This is a genomic window from Castellaniella sp., assembly GCF_041675725.1.
GTDB lineage: Bacteria > Pseudomonadota > Gammaproteobacteria > Burkholderiales > Burkholderiaceae_B > Castellaniella.
Map to the genome: position 1 here is coordinate 1 of NZ_JBAYTI010000117.1, position 3,412 is coordinate 3,412.

Annotated in this window: 4 protein-coding genes and 1 pseudogene; 1 reads left to right on the top strand and 4 read right to left on the bottom strand. The window is 69.1% G+C overall.

The genetic code is table 11. From position 1 onward, the window contains the following. The 3 genes from WCZ84_RS13830 to surE all read right to left on the bottom strand — a co-directional run. Positions 1 to 504 (bottom strand): LysM peptidoglycan-binding domain-containing protein (locus WCZ84_RS13830; RefSeq protein WP_372686860.1); only part of this gene is annotated, 504 nt, incomplete at its 3' end. Between the two features lie 11 nt (positions 505 to 515). Next, positions 516 to 1,349: a protein-L-isoaspartate(D-aspartate) O-methyltransferase gene (locus WCZ84_RS13835; RefSeq protein ID WP_372686861.1), complete on the bottom strand. Its 834-nt coding sequence runs from the start codon at positions 1,347 to 1,349 to the stop codon at positions 516 to 518. Then, positions 1,346 to 2,101, bottom strand: a complete 756-nt coding sequence (gene surE / locus WCZ84_RS13840) for a 5'/3'-nucleotidase SurE (protein ID WP_372686862.1) — start codon at positions 2,099 to 2,101, stop codon at positions 1,346 to 1,348. Before surE ends, WCZ84_RS13835 begins: the two co-directional genes overlap by 4 nt. 101 nt (positions 2,102 to 2,202) lie before the next feature. Here surE and plsY point away from each other — a divergent pair, with 101 nt between their 5' ends. After that, complete coding sequence (gene plsY, locus WCZ84_RS13845; RefSeq protein ID WP_372686863.1) at positions 2,203 to 2,886, top strand: glycerol-3-phosphate 1-O-acyltransferase PlsY; 684 nt, start codon at positions 2,203 to 2,205, stop codon at positions 2,884 to 2,886. Between the two features lie 13 nt (positions 2,887 to 2,899). On the opposite strand, the pseudogene WCZ84_RS13850 reads toward plsY, so the two are convergent. Further along, a pseudogene (locus tag WCZ84_RS13850) lies at positions 2,900 to 3,412 on the bottom strand (tRNA (adenosine(37)-N6)-threonylcarbamoyltransferase complex transferase subunit TsaD); the annotation flags it as partial.

Genomic DNA, 3,412 nt, shown 5'->3' on the forward strand with positions numbered 1-3,412 from the left:
CTTGGTGGTGCTGTTGAACCCCTGGATGATCTTGCCCGACGCCGGCCAGCCCCACTGGACGAGGTTGGCGTCGCTGGCGCGCGCACTGGACGTGTCGACCGGGGCGGCCGGGCTGGCCGTGGCGGCGCTGCCGGTGCCGGCGCCCGTGACCGGCGAGGTGACCGCGCCACCGGCCACCGGGCGCGCCGTCCCGGCATCGAGCCGCAGCACCTGGCCAATGGCCAGCTGCGTGGGATCGGTGATGCCATTAAGCTGCTTGAGCTGATCGACCGACAGCCCGTGCCGCTGCGCAATGCCATAGAGCGTGTCGCCCGAGCGCACGACATAGGTGCCCTGGGCGGGCGCCACGGCGCTGCTGGAATGATCGGCCACCGGGGCCGGCGCCTTGCGCGATGCGCAGCCGGCCAGCACGAGCGCGCTGCAGACGGCGGCCAGCAGCGCGTAGCGCCGCCAGCGGCGCGATTGAAGCGAAGCAGCTGTGATGGGCAGCGTGCCGTGATACATGGGGGATCTCCTCAGGCCTGCGTGCCAGGACGCAGGGGTACAAAACGGACGGACTCGAGTTCGGTACGCTGCCAGCTTTCAGGCCCGGTGCGTTCGATGAGCATGAGCCGCTGGTGCGTACTGCCTTCAGGGGCAATCAGCCGCGCACCCACGGCCAGTTGATCGAACAGTACTTCGGGGATTTTAACCCCCGCAGCCGCCACCACAATACCCTCGAAGGGCGCATGGCGCGCAAGCCCAGCCATGCCATCGCCATAGGACAAGTGTACCCGCCCCGGCAAGGCCAGTGATTTCAAATGTTTGCTGGCCAGTTCATAGAGGCCGCGCACCCGTTCCACCGCATGCACCACGGGGATGAACTGGGCCAGTACGGCCGCCTGATAGCCGCAGCCCGCCCCGATTTCCAGCACTTTCTGCGGCGTGCGCCCGCGCACCATGGCCTCGATCATGTGGGCCACGACCCAGGGCTGCGAGATGGTCTGGCCATACCCGATGGGCAAGGCGGCGTCGTCGTAGGCCCGGCTGGCCAGCCCCTGGTCGACGAATACGTGGCGCGGCACCGCCATCATGGCGGCCAACACGCGCTCGTCGGTGATCCCTTGCGCGCGCAGGCGCTGCACCATGGCGTGGCGCTGGCGTTCGGAGTTGAGCCCCAGGTTGGCGGGCGCCGCCCCGGCGTCCGCCGCCTGGCGCGCCGCCGGCGTAGGCAGCACGAACGAACGCGGCCCCAGGATGCGGGTATTGCTGTTGGCGGCCGAGAAGGCCGCACGCCCGTCGCCCGGACGCGCACCCGGGCCCGGGCCGTGCGAGACGGGCCCCGCCGCCGGACGCCGGGGCTTGCTCATGGCGTGGCCAGTGGCCCCGCCCAGCGGGCCACCGCCTGGGTGCGGGCATGGTCGGTGAGATCGAGGCGCAGCGGCGTCATGGAGACCGCCTGGGCCTCGATCGCACCGAAATCGGTTTCCGGACCGTTGTCGCGGGCGCGCCCGACCGGCCCAATCCAGTAGACCTCGTCGCCATAGGGCGAGGTGCTGCGGATGACCGGTTCGGACGGATGCCGCCGCCCGAGCCGCGTGGTGCGAAAGCCCTTGAGCGCATGGTAGGGCACGGCCGGGATGTTGACGTTGAGCAGCATGGGCTCGGCCCAGGGGTCATCACGAAACCGGCCGACCAGCTCGCGCGCCACTTGCGCGGCGCAATCGAGATGCTGCCATTCGCGCTGCACCAGCGAAAAGGCAATGGAGGGAATGCCGAACAGAAAACCTTCGGAGGCGGCCGCCACGGTGCCGGAATACAAGGTGTCTTCGCCCATGTTGGCGCCATTGTTGATGCCCGAGACGAGCAGATCCGGCCGAAAATCGAGCAAGCCCGTGAGAGCGACGTGAATGCAGTCCGACGGTGTGCCGTTGACGTGGAAGAAGCCGTTGGCCGCCTGCCGCACCGACAACGGCCGGCTGAGCGTGAGCGAATTGGACGCGCCGCTGCAGTTGGTCTCGGGTGCAATCACCGTGATGTCGCCCAGCGGCCTGAGGGCGGCCACCAGCGCCTCGATGCCGGCAGCGCTGTAGCCGTCGTCATTGGAAACCAGTATGCGCATGAGCCCCGCCCAAAAAAGCCTGAAACCAAATGCAGCTGATTGTACCCGGTATAGAATGACAGGCATCCAGATCAGTCAGCCCAACGGGCCGGAACATGACCATGACCTCCCTGCTGTCGGCCAGCGCGCTGCTCGCCGTCCTGCTCGCCGCCTACCTGTTGGGCTCGGTATCGTTTGCCGTGCTGGTCAGCAAGGCCATGGGCCTGCAGGATCCGCGCAGCTTCGGTTCGCACAACCCGGGCGCCACCAATGTGTTGCGTGGTGGCAACAAATCGGCCGCCATCCTGACGCTGCTGGGCGATGCCGCCAAGGGCTGGCTGGCGGTGTTCCTGGCCGCCGCGGCGGTGCAGCAAGGCTGGCTCACGGCCGCCGCGGTGCCCATCGCCGGGCTGGGCGCGTTCCTCGGCCATCTGTACCCGATATTCCTGCGGTTTCGTGGCGGCAAAGGGGTGGCCACCGCACTGGGGGTGCTGCTGGGCCTGCACGGCTGGCTGGCGCTGGCGGTGGTGCTGACCTGGCTGCTGGTGGCCGCGATCACCCGGTATTCGTCTCTGGCGGCCATCCTGGCGGCCATTTTCGCGCCCTTTTATTACATCCTGGGCAATGGGGTGGCTTGGCGCGTCGATACGCTGACCGCCAGCGTGATCGTCCTGATCAGCGTGCTGCTGCTGGCGCGGCACCAGGCCAACATCAGCCGTCTGCTGGCGGGCAAAGAAGGCAAAATCGGCGCGTCACGCAAGGCGCCGGCTGCCGCACCCACCCGGGGCAAGCGCCGCCGGCCGTAGCGCCGGCAGGCATTCAGCGCACGCAGACGTCCTGGAGATCCCAGCGGGGATGCACGTCGAAACCGGTGTCATCGCGCAGGGCCGCCCAATCGACCAGGCCGGCGCGCGCGCGCAGTACGGCGGCCCACGCAATCATCGCGCCGTTGTCGGTGCACAACGCCACCGGCGGGAAGAACACCTGCCCGCCACGCCGGACCATGGCCTGCTGCAGGCGCGCGCGCAAGGGGCCATTGGCACCCACGCCACCCGCCACCACCAAGGTCTGCAGGCCGGTCTGGCTCAACGCCTGCAGCGCCTTGCCCGCCAGCACGTCTACGATGGCGGCCTCGGTGGCCGCCGCCAGGTCGGCCCGCGCCGTTGGATCGTCGGCCAGGCCCTGCTTTTCCAGGGCCTGCAGGCGGGTCAAAACCGCCGTCTTGAGCCCACTGAAGCTGAAATCGAGCGTCTTGCCGTGCAGCATGGGGCGCGGCAAGGCGTGCGCCTGGGGGTCGCCCGCCTGCGCCAGCCGCGACAGCGCCGGGCCGCC

Coding starts and splice junctions, on each gene's coding strand:
- surE (WP_372686862.1), bottom strand. CDS start 2,101: ATGCGCATACTGGTTTCCAATGACGACGGCTACAGCGCTGCCGGCATC.
- WCZ84_RS13835 (WP_372686861.1), bottom strand. CDS start 1,349: ATGAGCAAGCCCCGGCGTCCGGCGGCGGGGCCCGTCTCGCACGGCCCG.
- plsY (WP_372686863.1), top strand. CDS start 2,203: ATGACCTCCCTGCTGTCGGCCAGCGCGCTGCTCGCCGTCCTGCTCGCC.